The sequence below is a fragment of the Candidatus Cloacimonas acidaminovorans str. Evry genome, assembly GCF_000146065.2.
Classification (GTDB): Bacteria; Cloacimonadota; Cloacimonadia; order Cloacimonadales; family Cloacimonadaceae; genus Cloacimonas; species Cloacimonas acidaminivorans.
On record NC_020449.1, the window covers coordinates 219,784 to 243,310 of the forward strand.

Annotated in this window: 14 protein-coding genes; 1 reads left to right on the plus strand and 13 read right to left on the minus strand. The window is 43.4% G+C overall.

Going from position 1 to position 23,527, the window contains the following annotated elements:
- Position 1: 1 nt before the first annotated feature.
- The 6 genes from CLOAM_RS10015 to CLOAM_RS09790 form a co-directional block, all read right to left on the minus strand.
- Positions 2 to 10,339 carry a leucine-rich repeat domain-containing protein gene (locus CLOAM_RS10015; protein ID WP_015423964.1) on the minus strand — a complete coding sequence of 3,446 codons (10,338 nt, stop codon included), beginning with the start codon at positions 10,337 to 10,339 and terminating at the stop codon, positions 2 to 4.
- A gap of 142 nt (positions 10,340 to 10,481) precedes the next feature.
- Positions 10,482 to 11,816: a hypothetical protein gene (locus tag CLOAM_RS00930; protein WP_015423965.1), complete on the minus strand. Its 1,335-nt coding sequence runs from the start codon at positions 11,814 to 11,816 to the stop codon at positions 10,482 to 10,484.
- 769 nt (positions 11,817 to 12,585) lie between these two features.
- The gene (locus CLOAM_RS00945) at positions 12,586 to 13,242 is read right to left on the minus strand and encodes a hypothetical protein (RefSeq protein ID WP_015423968.1); all 657 of its coding nucleotides are present in this window, start codon (positions 13,240 to 13,242) and stop codon (positions 12,586 to 12,588) included.
- Between the two features lie 34 nt (positions 13,243 to 13,276).
- Positions 13,277 to 13,738, minus strand: a complete 462-nt coding sequence (locus CLOAM_RS00950) for a hypothetical protein (RefSeq protein ID WP_015423969.1) — start codon at positions 13,736 to 13,738, stop codon at positions 13,277 to 13,279.
- Positions 13,726 to 15,213, minus strand: a complete 1,488-nt coding sequence (locus tag CLOAM_RS00955; protein ID WP_015423970.1) for a hypothetical protein — start codon at positions 15,211 to 15,213, stop codon at positions 13,726 to 13,728. Before CLOAM_RS00955 ends, CLOAM_RS00950 begins: the two co-directional genes overlap by 13 nt.
- Complete coding sequence (locus CLOAM_RS09790) at positions 15,213 to 18,191, minus strand: phage tail tape measure protein (RefSeq protein WP_015423971.1); 2,979 nt, start codon at positions 18,189 to 18,191, stop codon at positions 15,213 to 15,215. Before CLOAM_RS09790 ends, CLOAM_RS00955 begins: the two co-directional genes overlap by 1 nt.
- Here CLOAM_RS09790 and CLOAM_RS00965 point away from each other — a divergent pair.
- Positions 18,176 to 18,526, plus strand: a complete 351-nt coding sequence (locus tag CLOAM_RS00965; RefSeq protein ID WP_157859983.1) for a hypothetical protein — start codon at positions 18,176 to 18,178, stop codon at positions 18,524 to 18,526. The two genes, CLOAM_RS09790 and CLOAM_RS00965, sit on opposite strands and share 16 nt — an antisense overlap.
- Here CLOAM_RS00965 and CLOAM_RS00970 read toward each other — a convergent pair.
- The 7 genes from CLOAM_RS00970 to CLOAM_RS01000 form a co-directional block, all read right to left on the minus strand.
- Positions 18,511 to 19,296: a DNA adenine methylase gene (locus CLOAM_RS00970; protein ID WP_015423973.1), complete on the minus strand. Its 786-nt coding sequence runs from the start codon at positions 19,294 to 19,296 to the stop codon at positions 18,511 to 18,513. The two genes, CLOAM_RS00965 and CLOAM_RS00970, sit on opposite strands and share 16 nt — an antisense overlap.
- Entirely contained in the window at positions 19,293 to 20,108 is an 816-nt protein-coding gene (locus CLOAM_RS00975) for a DNA adenine methylase (protein WP_015423974.1), read from the minus strand. The genes CLOAM_RS00970 and CLOAM_RS00975 overlap by 4 nt, the downstream gene beginning before the upstream one ends.
- Before the next feature lie 100 nt (positions 20,109 to 20,208).
- A complete protein-coding gene (locus CLOAM_RS00980) occupies positions 20,209 to 20,559 on the minus strand; it encodes a hypothetical protein (RefSeq protein ID WP_015423976.1) in 351 nt (116 codons plus the stop codon).
- A gap of 14 nt (positions 20,560 to 20,573) precedes the next feature.
- On the minus strand, positions 20,574 to 20,867 hold the full coding sequence (locus CLOAM_RS00985) for a hypothetical protein (protein ID WP_157859984.1): 294 nt from the start codon (positions 20,865 to 20,867) through the stop codon (positions 20,574 to 20,576).
- Entirely contained in the window at positions 20,860 to 21,405 is a 546-nt protein-coding gene (locus tag CLOAM_RS00990) for a hypothetical protein (protein ID WP_015423978.1), read from the minus strand. Before CLOAM_RS00990 ends, CLOAM_RS00985 begins: the two co-directional genes overlap by 8 nt.
- Positions 21,405 to 21,755, minus strand: coding sequence for a hypothetical protein (locus CLOAM_RS00995; RefSeq protein WP_015423979.1), 351 nt, complete (start codon positions 21,753 to 21,755; stop codon positions 21,405 to 21,407). The genes CLOAM_RS00990 and CLOAM_RS00995 overlap by 1 nt, the downstream gene beginning before the upstream one ends.
- Before the next feature lie 31 nt (positions 21,756 to 21,786).
- Positions 21,787 to 23,517: an XkdF-like putative serine protease domain-containing protein gene (locus CLOAM_RS01000; RefSeq protein ID WP_044278771.1), complete on the minus strand. Its 1,731-nt coding sequence runs from the start codon at positions 23,515 to 23,517 to the stop codon at positions 21,787 to 21,789.
- Positions 23,518 to 23,527: the final 10 nt, after the last annotated feature.

Here is a 23,527-nt window from a genome sequence, read left to right on the forward strand (position 1 = left end):
TTTATTCTCCTCTTTTAGGCATAATTGCCCTCGGCTTTGTATTTTGTTTATTTTCTATTTCTCCCCGCATATTAGGCACGGCAAATACCCGGTAGAAACATTTATTGGAGAGAGTATCCGTAAAGCTGGTCTCTGTTACATTTACAGGACCGTTCCAACCCTCCGGAAACTCCGCATAAGGATTTTCCGACCAATATACATAGTAGCTTTCCTCATCCCTTCTGCGTTGCCAAGATAAACGCACTTGATTTTGTAAGGCATTTATCGCTAAAGTAACAGGAACCGGTTCTAACATAGATGTATTACCCGCTCCATAAGCACCGGTAGTGAAACTCCACATACCACTCCAGATTTGTTCGGTTGCCGAAATAACCCTCACACGCCAATAGTATTGAGTGTAGGGTTCCAGTATTGGGTTGAAGGAATAAAGATATTCCGTAGTATTTACCATTTGAGTTACAACACCCTGATAGAACAGTAAATATGGATTAAACCCTAACCAGACCTCATAATATACATCTGGGCTATTTTCATAATTCCCTTTCCAGGATAAAGGATAGTTTACTAAAACATTGGTAGCATCTCTATTCGGATCAGGATAACAAGGGGAAAGGGGATTATAACTTGTTGTTGACCAAGGTAAAGACCAACTCTGAGCAAGTAGCATTGACTCATAAGATATAGGATTACCATCAAGCCACAGCCACCAAAGATTAGTCAACCCCGCTAAGGGACTAAGGTCACTTATCTGGTTAGAATCAAGCCACAGATATTGCAGATTAGTCAGCTCGGCTAAAGGACTAATGTCACTTATCTGGTTATAATAAAGATGCAGATATTGCAGATTAGTCAGCCCGATTAAAGGACTAAGGTCACTTATCTGGTTATAAGCAAGATACAGATAATGCAGATTAGTCAGCCCGGTTAAAGGACTAAGGTCACTTATCTGGTTATAATAAAGATGCAGATATTGCAGATTAGTCAGCTCCGCTAAGGGACTAAGGTCACTTATCTGGTTAGAATAAAGATTCAGCACTTGCAGATTAGTCAAACCCGCTAAAGGACTAAGGTAATTTATCTGGTTCCAACCAAGATACAAATCTTGTAGATTAGTCAGACCCGCTAAGGGACTAAGGTCACTTATCTGGTTATAACTAAGATCTAGATACCACAGATTAGTCAGCTCCGCTAAGGGACTAAGGTCACTTATCTGGTTAGAATAAAGATCCAGCTCTTGCAGATTAGTCAAACCCGCTAAAGGACTAAGGTCACCTATCTGATTCCAATAAAGATACAGCTCTTGCAGATTATTCAGACCGGCTAAAGGACTAAGGTCACTTATCTGGTTACCCCCAAGATCCAAATATTGCAGATTAGTCAGCTCGGCTAAGGGACTAAGGTCACTTATCTGGTTATAATAAAGATACAGCTCTTGCAGATTAGTCAAACCCGCTAAAGGACTAAGGTCACTTATCTGGTTAGAATCAAGATCCAGCGATTGCAGATTAGTCAGATATTGAGCACCTTCTATGCTAATAATATTCCGACCATCAGCATGTAAATTTCCAGCTAATCCTTGTAGATCTGCTATGGTAGGTTGATAGTCAGAGGGTTGACCTAAGGCATCATTGATTGCCATTCTAAAATTGTCATCAGGGATATAGGCAATAGGGCTGTTAACTATATATTCAAGAGGAACGGTAATAAGAGGTGAGACAGGATCATTGGAGGAGAGCTGAAGTTCATAGTTATAGGTGCCAGGTGTATCTTTAGGAATAAAATTCAGGATACAGGTTACAGAAGAATAGGGTTCTATAGTTCCGGAAGAAGGCGAAAGGTTAATTTCCGGCATTGTGAATGTGCTATCTCTAACATTATCTGTTATATTATCTTGGGTATTTGCCTTTCTGCCATCACTATCTATTCCCTCTAAACCAAATTTATCAGACAACATTCTATCTCTACTTACACTATTAAAATACCTTTTTTCTGCGCTATAGTTTTGTTCCTGCTCGTTATTATTTTCCGGAATAAGACAAGGATGAGTTCCTGTTTTCTGCTCTGCCCGGGTTAAGACAATATTACTATTCCAGTTAAGGGGAGCAGTGCCATTATTGGTAATAGTTATTTCTCTTTGGCTGGTTTCTGCAGTAGTTAATTCCTGATAAATACTGGGTGGAGTAACAGCAATAACTGGCTGGTAGTATCCTTCCCCTGTAGTGAAACTCCACATACCACTCCAGATTTGTGCGGTGGATGAAACAACCCTCACACGCCAATAGTATTGAGTGTATGGTTCCAGTATTGGGTTGAAGGAATAAAGATGTTCCGTAGTATTTACCATTTGAGTTCCAACACCTTGATAGAATAGTTCAACAGGGCTAATCCCTAACCAGAGCTCATAATATACATCTGGGCTATTTTCATAATTCCCCTGCCAGGATAAAGGATAGTTTACTAAAACATTGGTAGCACCTCTATTCGGAACAGGATAGCAAGGGGAAAGGGGATTGTAAGTTGTTGTTGACCAAGGTAAAGACCAACTCTGAGCAAGCAACATTGATTCATAAGATATAGGATTATAATCCAGATACAGCTCTTGCAGATTAGTCAGACCCTCTACAGAACTAAGGTCACTTATCTGGTTATAAGCAAGATACAGATAATGCAGATTAGTCAGCCCGGTTAAAGGACTAAGGTCACTTATCTGGTTATAATAAAGATGCAGATATTGCAGATTAGTCAGCCCGATTAAAGGACTGAGGTCATTTATCTGGTTGTTATCAAGCCACAGACCTTGCAGATTAACCAGACCCACTAAGGGACTAAGGTCACTTATCTGGTTATAACTAAGATCTAGATACCACAGATTAGTCAGCTCCGCTAAGGGACTAAGGTCACTTATCTGGTTAGAATAAAGATCCAGCACTTGCAGATTAGTCAAACCCGCTAAAGGACTGATGTTACTTATCTGGTTATATTCAAGCAACAGATATTGAAGATTAGTCAGCCCTGATAAAGGACTAAGGTCACTTATCTGGTTATAATAAAGATACAGCTTTTGCAGATTAGTTAGCCCGGCTAAAGGATTGATGTTACTTATCTGGTTATTATTAAGATCCAGCTCTTGCAGATTAGTCAAACCCGCTAAAGGACTAAGGTAATTTATCTGGTTCCAACCAAGATACAAATCTTGTAGATTAGTCAGACCCGCTAAGGGACTAAGGTCACTTATCTGGTTACCCCCAAGATCCAAATATTGCAGATTAGTCAGCCCGGCTAATGGACTAAGGTAATTTATCATGTTATCCAAAAGATACAGCTCTAGCAGATTAGTCAAACCCGCTAAAGGACTAAGGTCACTTATCTGGTTAGAATCAAGATCCAGCGATTGCAGATTAGTCAGATATTGAGCACCTTCTATGCTAATAATATTCCGACCATCAGCATGTAAATTTCCAGCTAATCCTTGTAGATCTGCTATGGTAGGTTGATAGTCAGAGGGTTGACCTAAGGCATCATTGATTGCCATTCTAAAATTGTCATCAGGGATATAGGCAATAGGGCTGTTAACTATATATTCAAGAGGAACGGTAATAAGAGGTGAGACAGGATCATTGGATGAGAGCTGAAGTTCATAGCTATAGGTGCCAGGTGTATCTTTAGGAATAAAATTCAGGATACAGGTTACCGAAGAATATGGTTCTATAGTTCCGGAAGAAGGCGAAAGGTTAATATCCGGCATTGTGGATGTGCTATCTCTAACATTATCTTTTATATTATCTTGGGTATTTGCCTTTCTGCCATCACTATCTATTCCCTCTAAACCAAATTTATCAGACAACATTCTATCTCTACTTACACTATTAAAATACATTTTTTCTGCTTTCATTCTTTCAATGTCTGTTTTCTCATCTATGCCATATTCACTTAGAGGATTTACCGGTTTACCATCTCTCCTTAGCATTTGCCTATCTTCCTCTCTCTGTCTCATTCTATTTTCCGCTGTGTTTTCCCTTCCCGCGTTTAGTTCCTTGTCTATCTTTACTTCTTTGTTAATGCAAGGATGAGTTCCTGTTTTCTGCTCTGCCCGGGTTAAGACAATATTACTATTCCAGTTAAGGGGAGCAGTGCCATTATTGGTAATAGTTATTTCTATTTGGCTGGTTTCTGCCGTTGTTAATTCCTGATAAATACTGGGTGGAGTAACAGCAATAACTGGCTGGTAGTATTCTTCACCGGTAGTGAAACTCCACATTCCACTCCAGATTTGTTCTGTTGCCGAAATAGCTTTCACACGCCAATAGTATTGAGTGTTTGCTTGCAGAGTTATATTAAAGGAATATTGATGTTCCGTAGTATTTACCATTTGAGTTACAGAACCTTGATAGACAAGTGAATCTGGGCTAATCCCTAACCAGACCTCATAATATACATCTGGGCTATTTTCATAATTCCCCTGCCAGGATAAAGGATAGTTTACTAAAACATTGGTAGCACCTCTATTCGGATCAGGATAACAAGGAGAAAGAGAATTGTAACTTGTTGTTGACCAAGGTAAAGACCAACTCTGAGCAAGTAGCATTGACTCATAAGATATAGGATTACCATCAAGCAACAACCACCAAAGATTAGTCAACCCCGCTAAGGGACTAAGGTCACTTATCTGGTTATTATATAGAAATAGATATTGCAGATTATTTAACTCTGATAAAGTGCTTATATCATTTATCTGGTTATTTTCTAAATATAACTCTCGTAGAATACTTAATCCTGCCAAGGGGCTAATGTCAATTATCTGATTTCCATCAAGATATAACCATTGTAAATTTATTAGTCCTGATAAGGCATCAATATTATTTATCTGATTATGATAAAGTTCAAGTCCTATTAAATGAGTAAGCCCTGCCAAAGGAGTAATGTCAACTATTTGATTACTGCCAAGTGCTATACCTCCTATATCAATCAATGCTGCTAAAGGAGTAATATCACTTATTTGGTTATAATGAAGCTGCAGATTTCTTAGATTATATAATCCTTCCAAAGGAGCTATATTACTAATATAATTACCAAAAAGAAATAACCAACTAATATTTGTAAGCCCGGCTAAGGGATTGATATCACTTATCTGGTTACTGCCAAGATTCAGACCTTTTAGATTAGTTAAACCAGCTAAGGGATTGAGATTACTTATTTGGTTATAAGACAAATACAGAGAATCCAAATTTGTAAAATATTGAGCACCTTCTATGCTAATTATATTCCGACCCTCAGCATACAAGTATCCTGTTAATCCTTGTAGATCAGCTATGGTAGGTTGATAGTAAGAGGGTTGACCTAAGGCATCATTGATTGCCATTCGGAAATTATCATCAGGGATATAGGCAATGGGGCTGTTAACTACATATTTAAGAGGAACTGTAATAAGAGGTGAAACAGGATCATTGGATGAGAGCTGAAGTTCATAGTTATAGGTGCCAGGTGTATCTTTAGGAATAAAATTCAGGATGCAGGTTACAGAAGAATTGGGTTCTATAGTTCCGGAAGAAGGCAAAAGGTTAATATCCGGCATTGTGGAGGTGCTATCTCTATCATTATCTTTTATATTTGCCTTTCTGCCATCACTATCTATTCCCTCTAAACCAAATTTATCAGACAACATTCTATCTCTACTTACACTATTAAAATACCTTTTTTCTGCTTTCATTCTTTCAATGTCAGTTTTCTCATCTATGCCATATTCGCTTAGAGGATTTACCGGTTTACCATCTCTCATTAGCATTTGCCCATCTTCCTCTCTCTGTCTCATTCTATTTTCCGCTGTGTTTTCCCTTCCCGCGTTTAGTTCCTTGTCTATCTTTACTTCTTTGTTAATGCAAGGATGAGTTCCTGTTTTCTGTTCTGCCCGGGTTAAGACAATATTACTATTCCAGTTAAGGGGAGCAGTGCCATTATTGGTAATAGTTATTTCAATTTGGCTGGTTTCTGCAGTAGTTAATTCCTGATAAATAATGGTTGGAGTAACAGCAATAACTGGTTGGTAGTATTCTTCACCGGTAGTGAAACTCCACATTCCACTCCAGATTGTATCAGCTGAGGCAACAGCTCTTATACGCCAATAGTATGGAGTGTTTGTTTGCAGAGTTATATTAAAGCAATATTGATGTTCCGTAGTATTTAACATTTGAGTTACAACACCCTGATAGATAAGTGAATCAGGGCTAATCCCTAACCAAACCTCATAGCTTACATCTGGGATATTCTCATAATTCCCCTGCCAGGATAAAGGATAATTTACTAAAACATTCGTAGCACCTCTATTCGGATCAGGATAACAAGGGGAAAGGGGATTATAACTTGATGTTGACCAAGGCAAAGCCCAACTCTGAGAAAGCAACATTGACTCATAAGAAATAGGATTATTATCAAGATACAGATACCAAAGATTAGTCAACCCGGCTAAAGGACTAAGGTCACTTATCTGGTTATATGAAAGATTCAGAGACCAAAGATTAGTCAGCCCGGCTAAAGGACTAATATCATTTATCTTGTTCCAACCAAGCAACAGATATTGCAGATTAGTCAGACCCGCTAAAGGACTAAGGTCACTTATCTGGTTATTTTTAAGATTGATTACTCGCAGATTAGTCATCCCGGCTAAAGGACTAAGGTCACTTATCTGGTTAGAATGAAGATACAGCTCTTGCAGATTAGTTAGACCCGCTAAAGGACTTAGGTAACTTATCTGGTTAGAATAAAGATCCAGCACTTGCAGATTAGTCAGACCCGCTAAGGGACTAATATCACTTATCTGGTTATAAGCAAGAATCAGATTTTGCAGATTAGTCAGACCCGCTAAGGGACTAAGGTCACTTATCTGGTTATATTGAAGCAACAGATATTGCAGATTATTCAACCCTGCTAAAGGACTAATATCACTTATCTGGTTAGCATAAAGCAACAGCTCTTGCAGATTAGCCAGACCCGCTAAGGGACTAAGGTCACTTATCTGGTTACTATAAAGATACATCACTTGCAGATTAGTCAAATATTGAGCACCTTCTATACTAATAATATTCCTATCCCATGCATTTAAGGTTCCTGTTAATCCTTGTAGATCTGCTATAGTAGGTTGATAATCAGAGGATTGACCTAAGGCCTCATTGATTGCCATTCGGAAATTTGCATCAGGGATATAGGCAATAGGGCTGTGGACAACAAAATCTGCCGGAATTTGGATTACAGGATTAGTTATATCATTAGAATTAAATTGCAGGTTATAATGATAAACGCCAACTGTATCAGCAGGTGTAAATTCCAACAGGCAAAGTGCTGTTGCTCCAGGTTCAAGAGTTCCATAAGAAGGAGTTATAGATATACACAAATCCCTATTAGTTGCTCTTTTGTCTTGTCTGGTTACAACATAGTCATCCGATATTATCTGGCAATTCCAATTTAGGGGAGCATTTCCTGGATTGTGGACATTAATTTGGACATAACAGGTATCTTGAGTAGTTAATTCCTGATAGATACTGGTAGGAGTTACAGCAATAACTGGAATTTTAATAAGTTTATTGGAGAAAGCGGGTGTGGAATAGTTGTCGTCTTCATAGTGAGCTTTAATAGCCCATCTATAATTTCCGGTAGGAAGGTTTTGCCAGGCAAAGTCATAAAAGGTAAGTTCGCCTGTAGTATAGCCGATTTGTTCCCAAAGGTATTCCTCATCTTCCTGTCCTTCCTGTAATCTATAAAGAATATAACCCTGTTCCAATCCGGAAACTGACGGCTGCCAGGAAATTTGTAATAAACTATCAATAAGAGCAGCAGAAACATTTTGCGGAGGGTAAATATAGGAAATAGTTACCGTGGCAGGATTGGAAGGTTCGGATTCAGCGGTTTCATAGAGAGCAGTTACATAGTAAGTATAATCCCCCTGGCTCAGGTTTTCATCATAATAGTAAGGATAATAGCTATTACCAATCAGAGTTCCATTCCTGTAGATATTAAAATTCTGCAACCCGCGTAGGGGAATTTGGAGAGAGTTTGAAGATGCAGCCAGAGTTCCTAAGGAAGTAGTTTTTTCCTGATTAGGGCTAACAGGAATATTCAGTAAAGGCAATTCTGTCAGTTCTCTAAAACTGCTTTGGACATAAGCCCGGATACAGAAATTATAATTAAGATTGCTATTGGCTTCCATTAATTCCATCCAGTTATAACCATCATTAAGTATAGCTCCTTTTCCTGGAACTACAGGACCTTCATCTACTCCAGCAGGATAGGTATATGCCAAAACCTGATCTATATTATAGCCAATCCAATAGGCAGTTGCAGGTTGAATTTGCACGGGGGTAATTAAAGAAACAGTATTCCAGTTATTCATAATAAGATCGTTCGTCTGTAGCGGTTGATCTACTAAAAGAACGGAAGGACCAATATTATTATCGTCGCCACTCCAGATTCTTATTCTGTAGTTAGAACTGGCTTCGCAGGGAGTAAATTTAACTTGAGTGATATATTTTCCGGTGTGAGAAAGCAAATCAGACGCAGCAAATTTACAGGCAGCATCCCAAACTTTCGGACTATTAACATATCCGATAGAATTATTTAAATATCCTGAATCCCAATAAAGCCAATCGGGCTCACCCAGATTCCAGTTCAATTGGACATTTTTCCAGTTTTCAATAGTGGCAGTAAGGTTTATGGGTTTAATTATCTGTTCTTGGGTGGTAAAATACCAATTGGGCACATCTTCGGCATAAAGATAGGTATTTCCCTCGCCGAAAGTGTAAGGAGTAACTATCCAATAATATTCTGTTTCATAATCTAAAGGATTAGGGATTTGATAAGATGTAACATTTCCCACATCTATATTCACCACCGAGAACCCTGCTAAACTCATAACTTCCAATAAATAGCCATCTGGCAAAGGATAATTATTATAAGTAACAGGAGACCATTGCAAAAGAGGCAAGGTCTCTATATAGGTAGCTCCATTATCAGGAAAAACACAATTGGCAGGCAGAGGCGGAAAATACACAGTAAAAGAAACTGGTTCAGAAAGTGTTGATTCTCCCCCTAAATACACAGCACTAACCTGATAGCTATAATTTTCCTGGTGATATACATTATTATCTATAAAAATGCTATCGGTAACAGTAGCATAAAGCACTCCGTTTTTATAGATATTAAAGCTCGTATAAGAAGCAACATAAGGAACGCTCCACTGTAAAATAACGGAGTAATTTTCTATCTGATAGCGTAAATGAGAAATCGGAGGGCAGGGATACATCCATTGCAAATAGGGATAACCCCCATTCACAAAATATTGAGTATCGGGTTGCCAAATATCGGTTAAATCCCAGTCGGTATAAGTGTTTGAGGCATAAGGATAAGTCATTTCGTCTGCAGTTCTACCAATTCCACCGGCAGAAATTGTCTGTCCGCTGCTTTCCACATTCCAATAGCTAAAAAGTGTTTGGCTGACAACATTTCTGCCAATAAGTCCACCAGTATTACTATTTCCTGTAACGCTACCGAGAGAATAACAGTAAGAAACCGAACTTTGGGTGTCATTAACTCCAAGTAATCCACCAGCACCCCAATTTCCCTGAACAGCGGAAGTAGAAAAACATTGGCTTAAAGTAGAATTTCCTTGTATACCAACCAGACCACCGGTAGCATTATTACCTGTAACAGTTCCTTTGCTATGAGAAGAATAAATTTCACTAGCGCCTTTACTATAGCCGCAAAGTCCGCCGGTAGCAAATTGACCGTTGACCACACAATTAGCAAAGCATTTTTCCAGATGGCAGGATAGTTCCAAAGAACCAACTAAACCACCGGTTACAGAAGCGCCTGTAATTGTGCCTTTGCTGCTGCAACTTTCAATAAAACACTCTGTTGCTGATCCAATCAGAGCACCGATATAGTCCTTTCCGTTGATGTATACATCTTTTAGAGTAATATTTTTCAGGACAGCAGAATGGGCATAACCAAACAAACCCAGATTATTTCCCTCAGGTTGATTGATGTATAGGTGGTAAATATGAAAATTATTGCCATTATAAGAACCTGTAAAAGGAGCGGACTGAGTGCCTATAGGTAACCAGCCAAATCCTGAATTATAAGGTTCTTCGTTTAGATAAATATCGTCGGTTTGTAAAAAGAACGCACCGGCATAATTCCGCACATTGTTTAAATGTTGTGCAGTGGCAACCAAATAGGGTGCTGCCTCAGAACCTGTTCCTCCGGCAAATTGAGCCAAACAAGGGCTGATTGATACACAGAGGAAAAATAAAATAAGTGCTAAAGGCAGGATTTCAAGTTTTCGGAATTTCATCGTATCCTCCAGAAATTATATTAGTTTTTGGTTTATAGTTAAAATTCATCATTTTTTTGCCGGTTATAATCTCGCAGATTAGGTTTTTTCATATTCATAGAATAACTTAAGTTTATCTGTCTGCTTTTCATAGTGTTCACGCTTATTCGTTAACTGAGATAACTTTAATAAACATTCTCTCACTCTCTACAGGAATAAGAATATCAGGGGAGGTAAGATTAGTATATTGATGGATTAGTTGAGTTCCGGAGCTATCAGCATAGAGCATAACTTTGTATTTAAGCCCGCTAATAGGCAAACCGGAAGTATCAGTATGAACTGTTTGCCAGGTAAGCAGAAGAGAGTTTTCCGGCAAAAGTTGCAGAACCAAATTTTGAGGACTGGCAGGAACAGCAGGCAAAACGGTTACTGGAATTGTATAAATAACCGGGGAATGCAAATTATCCGCAAGAGAAAATTGGAAGTTTGTTTCACCCTTAAAACCGAGAGCCGGAATAACAATTGCCTGTTGCAATGTTTCATTGGGTTCAATGCTGATATTTTCTCCCCCGGAAAAATTGATTGTAACCGTATCCAAATCGGGATCAAAAACCATTCCGTTCCAGGAAAAAATACCCTGTTGATTTTGGATAATTTCCAAGGGTTGAATAGTATCCCTAAAAACGGGCGGTGAATTAGTAGCATCACGAGTAATAGAAATTTGGGCATTAAGGGTTCCACCGGTTCCGTGAACAGTTAATTCTGCAAAAGTTGTTCCTGTAAAACCAGCTACAGGATAAATATTTAGCCACACAGAATCCTGATTAGTAACCATATTCTGCACTAAATTGTTATTGGGAAGAATAGAAAAAGAGAGAGTGCCACTGCCTACTTTAAAATATCTGTTCAGATTTAACTCTTGGGTAAGGTTATTGGAAAAAAGCAATTCCGGTAAGGGTTCCAATTGATAGGGCACTGAATTATTATATTGCATTTGGATGGAACCGGAGTAAAGCCAACCTGTGTAAGAATAGCTACTCTGAGTAAGCATATTAATATTTTGGCTGTTAAAAATTAACCGGGGCTGATAACAAGCGGGAAAAAGTCCTGTTATCTCCCAGGAGAGACGATAGTTATTACTTAAGGGAGTGCCGCTTTTGGAGAAAGTAAAATTCCAGGTCTTGGCAGCAGGATTGATAGACCTGATGTCTTTCATATAATTTCCGTTGTAAGTTGAGCCCCAATCATTGTGAGGAAAATAGGCACACACATAAGGAGAATTATTGGGAGGAGGACCAAGAGGAAAATCAAAAGCATCAAAACTATCCGCAGCACCTGTGCTTTCCCCTAAATAAACAGTAGCACTTATTAGGGAGCCATCAGAACCCAAATTGGCAAGACAAAAATCCATTCGCCAATCGGCATTTAAAGTTAACCCAGCGCAAAATGTAAGAATAAAAAGAAAAGAAAACTTACACCGCGCTAAATACTGTCCCATATAATCACCTTCGCCAGCATTTATCCATAATTTACTTTACTAATCCTTCAGCTTTTTCTGTCAAGTTATTTCTGATAAGGGAAACAAATTTCTATAAAATTCACTATGCGTTCTCACTTATTTTTTCAAATTGTATCAAATTTTTTTCAAATCGGCGTTTTTGGTGGTTTGCGATATCACGATTTTTTCAAATCGATATCACGATTTTTTCAAAATTAATTTCACGATTTTTTCAAATGGATTTCTTAATCGTTTCAGTGGAACAAGTTATGAATTTTGGATTGCAAATCGATAAAACGAAGCTAAATCAGGTGAAAATATCACGATTTTTTCAAATAGATTTCTTAATCGCTTCAGTGGAACAAGTTATGAATTTTGGATTGCAAATCGATAAAACGAAGCTAAATCAGGTGAAAATATCAACAATTATTTCAAATGGATTTCTTAATCGTTATCAGTGGAACAAGTTATGAATTTTGGATTGCAAATCGATAAAACGAAGCTGAATCAGGTGAAAATATCACGGTTATTTCAACTGGATTTTGCATATCATTGTCTGGCTTGCGATTATGGTAGGCACTCATTCTATCTGATTGTTTATCAAGACATCAATCTTTCTTATCATATTGAGCGGATAGGACTTGAACACTTTTGTGAGGGGATCATAGTCGCAACTACAAATTTATCGGTCGGGTAACCGCGAAGGGGATCAATTATCAGTACCCAGCCCACTCATTAACCCTATTCTACCGGGTTTCTCTCTTGGGCATCATTTAGCGAGGGCAAGGAGCTTATAGAAAGGATCGGTAGCAGTATATACTTGGCTGATCCCAATCAGAACTGTTACGAGGTTTTTTTCAATCTTGACATTGGCTATATAGAGAAAGGCATCGCACTGGTTAGTCAGGATGATGTGGGGTAGCTCCGGATACTCCTTATCCAGAATGTGGGTAATGATCTTGTCATCATTCAGCTTGGCAGGGCTGGAATGGCTGTTGTCTCCTACTCCCTTATTCTGATCCTGAAGCTCGTATTGGAGTTTAGAGAGTGATAATAGTCCATTCTGCAGGTGTTCTGTACCGATAGCTGCATTAGCGATCTTGCTTCCCGTAACCACTCCATCCAGGATGTGATTACCATAGATGCAGTTGGTCTGCAGACCTCGGGCATCGAGCTTCCCAATAGTGCAGGTCTTGCCGCTGAACTGGCCTTGGGGATTACCGTGATCGTCCCAGAGCTCATAGAATCCGCAGTCGGCTTCAGCTTCAATGCTGATCTCATAGTATCCCGAGTTGGGAGTGGTTTCGATGAGCTTCTTGCCCTCTGGCCAAGATTGACCAGGCCTGAGCAGTCGGATATCGACTCCCGATTGAGGCTTCCGCTCGGTGCCCTCCATTGTATAATAGCTGATGGCGAACTTGTACATTTATGCTCCTGTTGTGAGTATATAGTTATTAGGTTTATATTTGGGTTTGTCCTATCACCGTCTCGTCAGAGTCGGTGATAATGATGATGCCGAAGTCGATATAGCCGGGACTGCCTATGTATCTCGATTCCATACTGAACTTGACCTTAGTGGGATACTCGTGCAGATCATCCGGACACTTGGGTAGTTGAGAGATCGTGACCGGGAACTGGCTGTTAATGCTGTTGTAGGCAGTGTATTCCAGATAGAGCTTACCGGGACCGAGGAGGAAGTTCATCAGACCGTAGTATTCGGATGGGGCGAGCACCGCTTCCAAATCGAAGGAGTCCTCGCGGTATGCTTCCCTGCGGTGGATGACTGTGGGATCGTAAGCATTCTTCTTCTCGATGCGGTATTTCTGGCTTGGATTGTACTCTACCTGTCCATTCTGACAGGTAAAATAATAGATGCCGTCATCAGCCCAGCGGATAAGCTTGAAACCCTTTATAACAGCCATGCTTTCACCTTGTATTCATCATCTATGTAGTTCCGCTCCAGTTCGGTTATCGCATAGATCTTATTCTGGATGCGCAGCTTGGACTGGAGAGAAAGGTTGTATTTACTGAGCTGATCGATGGTAGCTTCGCAGCTCCACTTGGAGTTATGAAAGTCGATCAGGTAGTCTTTAATCCTGCCTTGCAGTTGAGTTGTATCTCCTGCCAAGATATCCAGACAGTTAATCTCCGGCTTCTCCGGATTGCCCCGTTTGCTGACGAAGCTGACTACATCATCCGCATCAATATCAATTATCGCACTGGTATAAGCATCCTTGTTCTTGAGCACAATACGTCCCTCGGGATCGGAGAAGATGGTGGCATTATAGAGCATAAGCATGGCCTGCAGAGCTTTTAGGTTATCGGTTTGCTCATCATTGTAGTTCTCATAGGCCTTGCCTGGAAACAGCATAGCCGGGAAGAGATTACCATGAAAATGAGCTTCGACCCAGTGGCCAATGTAATGACTGCTGCCATAGCTGCGGCCATCTATTAATCCTACGGATACTAATCCGGTATAGAGAGTAGTCTCGGAGATACCGTTCTCAATATAGAAGCCGATAAACTCATTGGAAGCGTTTTCCAGTGAAGCCAGATCTTCCACCCAGTCGGTCTTTTCATCATACTCAATAACAACAGGACAGATGTTATTGAAGAACTTGTAGATGCGTCCACGATAACGGCCTTGGTATCTGGTCGTGGCAGGATTGGGATAAGTGGCTTTGATCACTTTCTTATAGGCAAATACAAAACTGATGCGGTTTACTACGGTATCGATCCTGAAGCCACAGAAAGGTCCCGGCCAGCCTGAGCTGTCATAACTGTAAGTCCAGCCACCGGTGGGGTTGGGAAATTGAATTAGGTCATCAAAGTCGATATGGGCAATGGTCATAGCGCTACCGGAACTGATGTTCAAAGTTGGGAGAGTGAACTGGTTGGAGTATGGAATGCTGATCGGTATCTTCTGCTCTATGTCTTGTATAAAGTAGCCGAGTATCCATTGGGGTAGATAACCAGCTGTAAGCGAGTAATAGTGAGTAAGGTCGGAGAACAGGGATAGCAGCTTGATCTTATCGTAACAGGTGATCTTGAGCACTCCCGATGATACATCAAAGGATAGTTGTGATGTGTCTATAATACCTGTAAAGAATAATGAGTTATCCCGATAGACCCTAACCTCGAAGTGAGATATGTAACGCTCATGCTCATTGTTCCCACTGAGGATGTTCTCCTCTATCCAAGTAGTGGGAAAGCACTCAAAGACTAGCCGCTTGGGTTCTCTGCTGTAGTTGGAGACCGACTGCAGCTTATCGGCAGAGACAGATAGGCTGATGATGGCTCGGTTAGTAGCTGTATCTTCCAGGCTATGCTTGACCTGGTTATAGTCAGAAGCATCGGTCTTGCCTTGGATGAAGTCGATCTTGAAGAGGTTGGGCATCAGATCTCACTCCTGATCATCTTGCCGGTATCGGCTATCTCCGAGACCTTAACCGGATCATTGGAGAGTGGATCGACATTGACTTCGATGATGGGCTTGGAGTCCATGACTGTTTGCTTGAGAGAGACGATTTCATCTTTCAGGGCGGCGATCAGGTCGATCAGGGTATTCATACCGCCTCCGGAAGAGATAGTGCCACCGGCGGCATAATATGAGCCCAGGTTACTGGGAATAGGCACTGAGGGAACAGGCATACCCGCAAAGGCAAGCTTCACCTGTTCCAGAGGGGCAAAGTTGAGGAAGTCAAAGAGGTTCCTGCCCAAGGCCTTGACCCTATCTTTAGCGGTGACGTATTCATCACCCTCGGCTTCGATCAGGATGCCTCCCTGATTGTGGGAGGGCCCGGTTAAGAGACCACCAGTGGCTTTCTTCTCGAACTTGGTGGCATTGATCCTGGCGATGTTGGCTATGCCCGCAGCCATCGCAGCTGCAGCAGCCGCCACTGCCAGTCCGGGTCCCACTACAGGAATACCCACCATTGACTTATAGGCACCGATAGCGGCAGAGAATGTATCCACATAACCTTGAGCTATAGCCGAGGCTTTCCAAAGTTTGAAACCACGCTCGGTGTCCTTATCCTGAGCTGCAGCGAGGTCCCCGAAGATCTTGGAGACGCCACTGGAAACCTGAAGCTGGTAATTGGTTCTGAGAGTTTTCAGTGTCTCCTGCTTCTGCCGTTCGATTTCCTCTTCTGTATAGCCGGCTTCCAAGAGTTTGGATTTCATCTTCTCATAGTATCTATCCACTTCCAGAAGCTGCTTGCTGTAGCTGTCACCTATATTATCGAGGTCACGAGAATAGAACTCGTCCCGGATATCCTGCAGTTCCTGCAGCTTGGCCTTCTCTTCATCTTGACGTTCTTGGAGCAGTTTGACGTGCCGGGCATCTATCTCTGCTATCTGAGCATGGATCAACTGCTGTTCCTGCTGAGGCAGGTTCTGCTGAGCCCAGGCATAATACTCTTCCATGCTCGCTTTGAGAGCAGTATAGGAATCGACTCCTAAGTTCTCCAGATTGGAGAAGTAATCGATCTCAGCCTTGTATCTGGCTTGGACGGCATCCTTCTCTTTGGTAGTGATCTCGTTATCCTGCTGATTCTTCCAGGCATCAAGGTTCTCGATGGCCTGCTGTTCCGCTTCACTGCCCTCCTGAGTGAATTCCCTGATCAGAGCTAACCTTCTCTGGTATTCGGCTTCTATCTTCTCGGTCTCAGTTTGTCTCAGCCTGGCAAGGTCTTCCATCAAGCGTAACGCTTCCTTGCGTCTAGCTTCAGCTTCGGCAGCGGCTTGATTGGGTGTGGTGCTACCACCTCCACCGCCAGAACCACCAGTAGTTTGAAAACTCAGATCGGGAGCATCCAACATCGCTTGGCGATAAGCTTGACCTATCTGCTGCAGATCGTTCTTGGCAGCCTGCAGTTGTCCAGTTAATGCCCCAAAAGAGTTGATCCGTCTTTCTAACTTGAGCCACTCACCATCATTACCGAAGTAGGAAGCAGGATTGAAACCCATAGCGTTTTGATCACTGGTGAGGAACTCCCAATCCACAGATGCCTTCAATTGGTTCATCCGAGCATTAGCTGCATTGTAATCCGCTCGCTTCTCATCCAGTTCGATCTGGAGTTCAGCTACCTTCCTGATCTGGGCATTGTACTTCTCTCCATAAACTTCGGCTATCTTCTTCTGCACCAGTGCATCGGAAACTGCGCGCAAGGCGGTAGCTAGGTTATTATATGCTGCTGTCTCCAGATTGATATTGCCGAGATACTCGGAGTAGTTGTCATTCAAGGACTTGATGACATTCTTCATCTCCCTCTTATCTGCGGCTGTGAGAGAAGTAGCAGAACGCAGTTCCAATAGCCTGGAAGCCAGTAAACTGAACTTCTCAGCTTCCACAGATACCTGCCGCTGGGCATCCTTGATCTCGTCATTCATACTTCTCTGAGCAACACTAACCTCATCGGTCTTAGTGGATGCTGCAGCCAGTCCAAAGCCCATGGCAGACAATGCACCCACCGCTATACCGATGATGCCAGCAACCGGGTTCATGGCTACCTGCAGGGCATGATAAGCCGCTGTCAGAGCAGTCACCGCAGTGGTAACAGTCCCGATCACTGGTATAGCGATTACTATCCCTGCTACGAAGCCCTTCATCACTGGAGACAGGCTGTTATAGGCATCCATCAGTAAGTGAAGCCCCTGCAAGAGAGGATTGATTAGAGTGGTCAGCATATCGCCTACTGTCTCCTGGATATCTCCCCAGGCATTAACATTCTGCAAACGCAGATCAGCCAGAGCAGTTGCTGTTCCGCCATAGTCCTCACCTAACTTCTCGACCAGATAGGATACACCTTCTGTCTTCAGACGGGTATCATCCAGCTCGATGCCATATCTGCCCAGCATCTCGGTATGCCCATTCAGAGCCCGACCCATGAGATCAAAGGCAGATTCCACGCTCATCCCGGTAGCTTTATTGGCTTCGGTAAAGTCCAGCAGTACCGGCACAAGTTGTTGAATCTCATCTTTATTGAGTTTGAAAGTCTGGGAGAGTTTGGACATCAGAGATAGAAGCTTATCATCTTCAAAATTGGTCACAGACTGCATGGAGGATGCAAAATTGCCCATCTCACCAGCAGCTTCGCCAAAGGCTATCGAAGCCAAAGTCATGGCTTGTCTTTGTCCCAGTGAGGCATCGAGCAGACCATTCATAGACCTGACCAGACCTCCCACTACCTGCAGGACTCCATCCACTGCGATCTTGACATCTCGAATGGTAGCCAATGCCTGTTCCGCAGTAATTTTCACAGCAGCAGGCTTCTCCACTGCAGACTGGGTGGACTCCGCCTCCTGCTTTACTTCGGCAAGCTTTAGTGAAGCATCATTAGTGACGAGGACGAGCTTAAATGTTAGGTCTGGCATTATGCTTATTTTTAGTCATTGACATTTTAAGTGTACGTGCTGTTTTGTGCCAAATCACAAAGGAGTTCATCATGTTACTAAAAGGTGAGTACAAGCATCTAGAAAGTGTGGTGGGACCAAAAACCAAAATTCTGTATCATATTGGGTTTGGAGAATTCCCAGATAAGGATACCCTTATCCCTGAATACCATGCAACGGTTTTCGATCTTAATGGATATCCAATTGATCCTACAAAAAGGATTGTCTTGACTTATAATGAGTACCAAGCATTGCTTGATGATCCCAAGGAGAAGGACAAGATAGTAAATCAACTCGTAACTCAGTTCGATTTGTAATTCCTAATCAACAGTTCCGTCTCAGTTTGGAACGCTCCAGACACTGTGTACTGTGTCTCGACTTCATCAATGACGCAGCCATCGTATAGCTGTCTGATGTAAGGATCATTGTTGTAGGAGAGCAGGAACTTGCCCTTGATCTGTTTCAATACTTCGGCCAGCTCTTTATGCTGGTTGAAGGCGTCAGCATCTTCACGTTCGTAGAGGTACTCCTTGGTATAATAGGGAGGGTCCAGATAGAAGAACGTGTGGGGGTGGTCGAACCGGGATACGATCTTCTCCCAAGGTTGTTTTTCGATGATCACATGACGCAGGCGTTCCGAGGCTTCTTTCACCTTGTCCAGATTGCGGAGAGGCATGTACTTGTAGCCCTGATTGACGCAAAAGTTTTTACTGCGTGAGCCATAACTGCAGGCGAGGTTGTAGTAGAACTTGATTGCTCTCTCCAACTCGGTTCTAGGTTCATGCTTCATAAAGTTATCGAACATCTCCCTCGATACTAAGTACTGGTTCAACTCAGTCACAAACGCTTCAGGATGCTGTTTTATGTATCTCCAGAAGTTCACCAGATCGCCATTGATATCGTTATAGACCTCAGTATAGCGGCTCTTCTTAGATAACTGCCAGTCTTCCTTGTTGGCACTCTTCCCGAACAGTATCCAGGCAGCACCGCCAAAGACTTCACAGTAGATGTCATGCTTGGGGATAAGTGGCAGTATCTTCTTGCGTAAAATGCGCTTACCGCCAACCCAGGAGATGATGCTGTTCATGAAATCCCCCTAATGTCTCTGGTTTTGGTCTTGATTTTGGAGTTCTCCTGCTCGGATTCTACAAGATCGAAGTTGGCGATGATCACTTCATTGAATTCGGACTTGCCTTCCTTGCGGTTGATGCCCTTAGTGCGGGTAACGTGCTTGATATTAAAACTCTTGTATAGCTTGAGCACTTCCGGGTTGTCATCATAGCTGAGTATGAAACGTCCCTTGATGCCTTTTAGCTTCTTGCAGAGTTCCTCATGACTGAACTGCTTGGAGTTCTCGTAAGTATAACCAAGCATGTAGGGTGGGTCACAGTAGAAGAAATTGCTCTTGGTGTCATACTTCTCTATTACCTTCTCATAAGAGAGGTTCTCGATGATTACCATATCCAGGCGTCTGTGGAGTTCTTTGATACGTTCCAGGCGGTTATACATACTGGAGGTGCCACGCTTCTGAGAGGTGCCGAAGCTGTCACCTTTGCTGCCAAATGATCTGGTTATCAGAAACATGAACCTGGCCGCCCGCTGTATCTCGGTTAATCCTTCCTGCTTGAGGATATCACCAAAAAGCTTGCGGCTGGCTACTAACCAGTCCAGTTCTTTGATCAGCTCATCAGGATGATACTTCACCTGCAGGAACAGGTTGACCAAGCGGTTATCCAGATCGTTATAGACCTCCAGCTCTCCCCACTTCTCTTTGTAGAGGAGCATCCAGGCAGCCCCACCGAAGGGCTCGATATACCCGGTGATATCCTTGGGGATAAAGGGAGCGATTACTTTCCGAAGCAGGCGTTTACCGCCTATCCAGCCGATGATGGCATCCATTATGCATCTCCATTTTGGTCGGTGATACAGATCCGAAGGTAAAGTTCGGGCAGAGTCATATTGTTGAAATCATCATTGGTGAAGCCCAGTTTACGCAAGATCATTTCGAACCTCTCGAAGGGGTATTTGGAGACGCTGTTACCGCCAATCCGAAACTCCCGAGCCAGCTTGCGAACCTCTCTTTGTTGGCTCTGATATAGACGAAAAAAGCGGAGATATACTCCAGGGCTTCGAGGGCGTCCATTTCGTCAGGTTCTCTTCCTGAGATGATTTTTATCAGCTCTTTATCGGCTTCCGATTGGCTGATCAGTTCCAGCAATTCCACCTCACTGACCTTGGCTACCTGGCCGGAGAGGAAGTCCTCAAGCTTGGCTTTCAGGGTAGCATTGGAGATAGTGAGGCAGAGTATTTGCCGCAGTTGGCTATAGCTGAGTTTGGGTTCTCGCTTCATAGAATAGTCCTTTTTCAGTTGCCGAAGAACATCTTGAAGGCAATGCCCAACAGCAAGAAGAACTGGGAGGTGGAGACGGACAGAAGTATCTTCATATTCGTCTCCACTCTCGCCATTCTGGTTACCAGTGACTTGCTGCTGTCACCATTGCCGTAGATCTCCTCGTGCACTGAATCTATCTTTTCTTTGAGCACCCCACAGCCCGACAAGTCGTGCTGCGAGGACCCCGCGATTTCAGGTTTACATAGGCAATCCATCTTGGTTCCTTGTTTTAGAGTGTAGTTGCGAAGTGCTGTTAGATCAGACACCCGCAGGGATATCCTTGAGCAGGAAGATCTTGTTGGAAGTTACTCCGGAGAACTCAGTGGAAATGACTACATTGAAGAGGCCGTCAGCCTCTCCCGACCAGTCAACTGTCCAGCGGAGTCCGGTGAAGATCACAGCTCTGTCATACTCTTTGGAGACCACCACGATGGTGGTATCCTTGCTCATGAACAGAGTGCTTTCCAGGAAGTTCTTCTGCTTGGTGGATAGTCCGGAGATGTTGAGTTCGACCGTGCTGGTGCGCTTGCCCGGAATGGTATAGTTGCGGGTCTTGAGCTTGGTCAGCTTGGAGTCCGTCTTACCGGGCTTCTCGGCTAGTTCCCCGAGCAGATCGAAGTTGGTAGTCAGTTCCGTCTTGACCGAGCCTTGAGTGGCATACAGCGTATCGATGGAGGTCTGATCATAGGTGCCGATCCCGAAATAGACGAGATCAGCGACCAACACATCCATGAGCTTGCTGAAATTGAGATCAGCTTCGGTCATAGGGGCGGGATAAGTGGGTGGTATGATGGGATTGGGCATCAGAACACCCCTCTGATCTTCTTGCCGATGCTAAAGAGCCATTTACGGTTGTGGAACACGTATTCGATGGCTCCTCCGATGGTGCCGAAGACCTTGAGGATGACATTCGTCTGCCTGGCCGGGAGGGACTTGGTGGCTCGCTCCACAGCCAGTTGTTTTTTAGCATAATCATCCAGGTCTTTGGTGGCAGGATTGATCTTGATGTCCTGGATGATGTCCAGGATGATAGCCAGAGCCGAGTTGACCTTGGCCTTGTCGATCAGCTTCCCGGTGGTTCTGGAGATGATCCAGACCACCAGAGCCGAGATCAGACCCAGGAAAAATTCCTGATTGGCAATAATGAAGTCCATAGTTACTCCTTTATTCTTTGGTTGTTAATGCTTAGGTGGTGAGTTTGAACACTTTCACGAAGCCGGAAATGTAGGTGATGCCGGGACGGATACGGATGTACCAGTGGTACTTCCAATCGCTTCCGTGGTGTTCTACTTTGAGTTCGGCATCGGTGCGATAGCCGACGATGATGAACTTGGGCAGACCGCCGATGATGTAATCGGCATCCATAAGACGGGGCTTTACAGGGATACCCGCAAAGGAGACATTACCGCCTTCTAACAGCAGCCGATCTCCTGCTCCGGTCTCACGCTTGGCAAGTTCGGCCCGGATGCGGATCAGGTCTTTATGACTGACGTAGAACTTGAAGTTCTCCTGCTCTTCTAACATCTCATCGGAGAAGGCCAGAAGAGCGGCTTCGAAGCGCTTCGCCCAGTCAGTGTAGGTTGCCTTGGAGAGATTGGTAACATCAGTGGCAGTGGTAGCCAGTTTAATCACTCCATCAAGAGCCTTGATCTTGGCAGTGGCGGAAGCTCTATCACCCTTGAAGAGCAGCATGCGGATGGCTTTCTCGGTCTTCTTGGCGATGTGATTCTCCACATAAGCACCGAAGGCATCTTCACCGTACTTGTCCTTGTAGAACTCGACCACATCTCTCCCTAAGGTGAACTCGGCATTGAGTATCCCGGTGGGAACGGAAAGATCAGCAGTTGATACATTCTGAGCCGTCAGAGCGCCATCGAGGGAGTTCTTGAAGACCAGGTCATCGATCAGGCCAACGTCGATCTTCTCGTCCTTCAGCAGGGGCAGAACCGAGATATCCGAGAGGGTATCTCCCGGCTGGCTACCGATCACCTCATCGATAAACAGAGAGGTAGTATTGGCACTCAGGATGTTCATGGGCTTGCCGGAGTCCACATCGGAGATACCTTTGTAGATCTCTCGGTGGCTGGCTTTGACCATAATCTTGTTGCCATCGATGGTCACCTCTTTGTCCACATTGGACTGGTTAGCATCAGGTTCTCCGGGTATTGATTTGGAGATGGCTCGGCTCATTGTAACTGATAAGTCTTTGAGGCTCTTCTCGATGCTGTAGATGGCATCACCAATCTGGAGGTTGGGATTGCCCTTCTCCAACTCACTGATCTTCTCAGTGATAGCAGTAATGCCCTTCTGCAGCTCGGAGTTGTTGTTATGCTCCGCTACCTTACGCAGGTTGTTGAGCTCGTTCTTGATCTCAGATAAGCTGGCTTCGGTTCCGCTGTAGTCATCAGCTCTGCCATAGATGGATACCCCATTGAACTCGCCTTTCTCGACCTTCTGCCAGAGCTCACTGCCCAGATCTTCACACTTCAAGACCTGGACCCAGGCACCCACCTTGGTATCGGGGAAGTGTTCCCGGTCGCTGGTCTTGAGGATGTAGTTCTCGACCACGGTGAACTCAGGTACCGGCTGCATATTGTGGTTCACATCGCATTTACCGACTAAGCCGTGCTTGGCAAAGTGGTCACAGGCCTTTTGAATCTCTTCCCGGGTGTAATAGTCACCCTGGGAATCGTGGATGTTGGGCTCCATCAGAGTGACATAAAGCCGTCCTTGAGTGCCACTCGTTTCACTCTTGAACTTGCTGGAGTTGATCTTGTGTTCGAAGCTTCTGCCGGAAGCGTTCTTGACCACAAAGCCCTTCTGGTTGGCGGGAGTCATTTCTCCGAAGAGGAGCGAGACTAACTCGACTTCCACGTTGCGGAGTTCTCCCTTGAGAATGGTGCGTTTACGATTCACGCTACCTCCT

Coding starts and splice junctions, on each gene's coding strand:
- CLOAM_RS00955 (WP_015423970.1), bottom strand. CDS start 15,213: ATGCCCAACCTCTTCAAGATCGACTTCATCCAAGGCAAGACCGATGCT.
- CLOAM_RS00990 (WP_015423978.1), bottom strand. CDS start 21,405: ATGCCCAATCCCATCATACCACCCACTTATCCCGCCCCTATGACCGAA.
- CLOAM_RS00995 (WP_015423979.1), bottom strand. CDS start 21,755: ATGGACTTCATTATTGCCAATCAGGAATTTTTCCTGGGTCTGATCTCG.
- CLOAM_RS00965 (WP_157859983.1), top strand. CDS start 18,176: ATGTTAGGTCTGGCATTATGCTTATTTTTAGTCATTGACATTTTAAGT.
- CLOAM_RS00950 (WP_015423969.1), bottom strand. CDS start 13,738: ATGGCTGTTATAAAGGGTTTCAAGCTTATCCGCTGGGCTGATGACGGC.
- CLOAM_RS00980 (WP_015423976.1), bottom strand. CDS start 20,559: ATGAAGCGAGAACCCAAACTCAGCTATAGCCAACTGCGGCAAATACTC.
- CLOAM_RS00970 (WP_015423973.1), bottom strand. CDS start 19,296: ATGAACAGCATCATCTCCTGGGTTGGCGGTAAGCGCATTTTACGCAAG.
- CLOAM_RS00975 (WP_015423974.1), bottom strand. CDS start 20,108: ATGGATGCCATCATCGGCTGGATAGGCGGTAAACGCCTGCTTCGGAAA.
- CLOAM_RS09790 (WP_015423971.1), bottom strand. CDS start 18,191: ATGCCAGACCTAACATTTAAGCTCGTCCTCGTCACTAATGATGCTTCA.
- CLOAM_RS00930 (WP_015423965.1), bottom strand. CDS start 11,816: ATGGGACAGTATTTAGCGCGGTGTAAGTTTTCTTTTCTTTTTATTCTT.
- CLOAM_RS10015 (WP_015423964.1), bottom strand. CDS start 10,339: ATGAAATTCCGAAAACTTGAAATCCTGCCTTTAGCACTTATTTTATTT.
- CLOAM_RS00945 (WP_015423968.1), bottom strand. CDS start 13,242: ATGTACAAGTTCGCCATCAGCTATTATACAATGGAGGGCACCGAGCGG.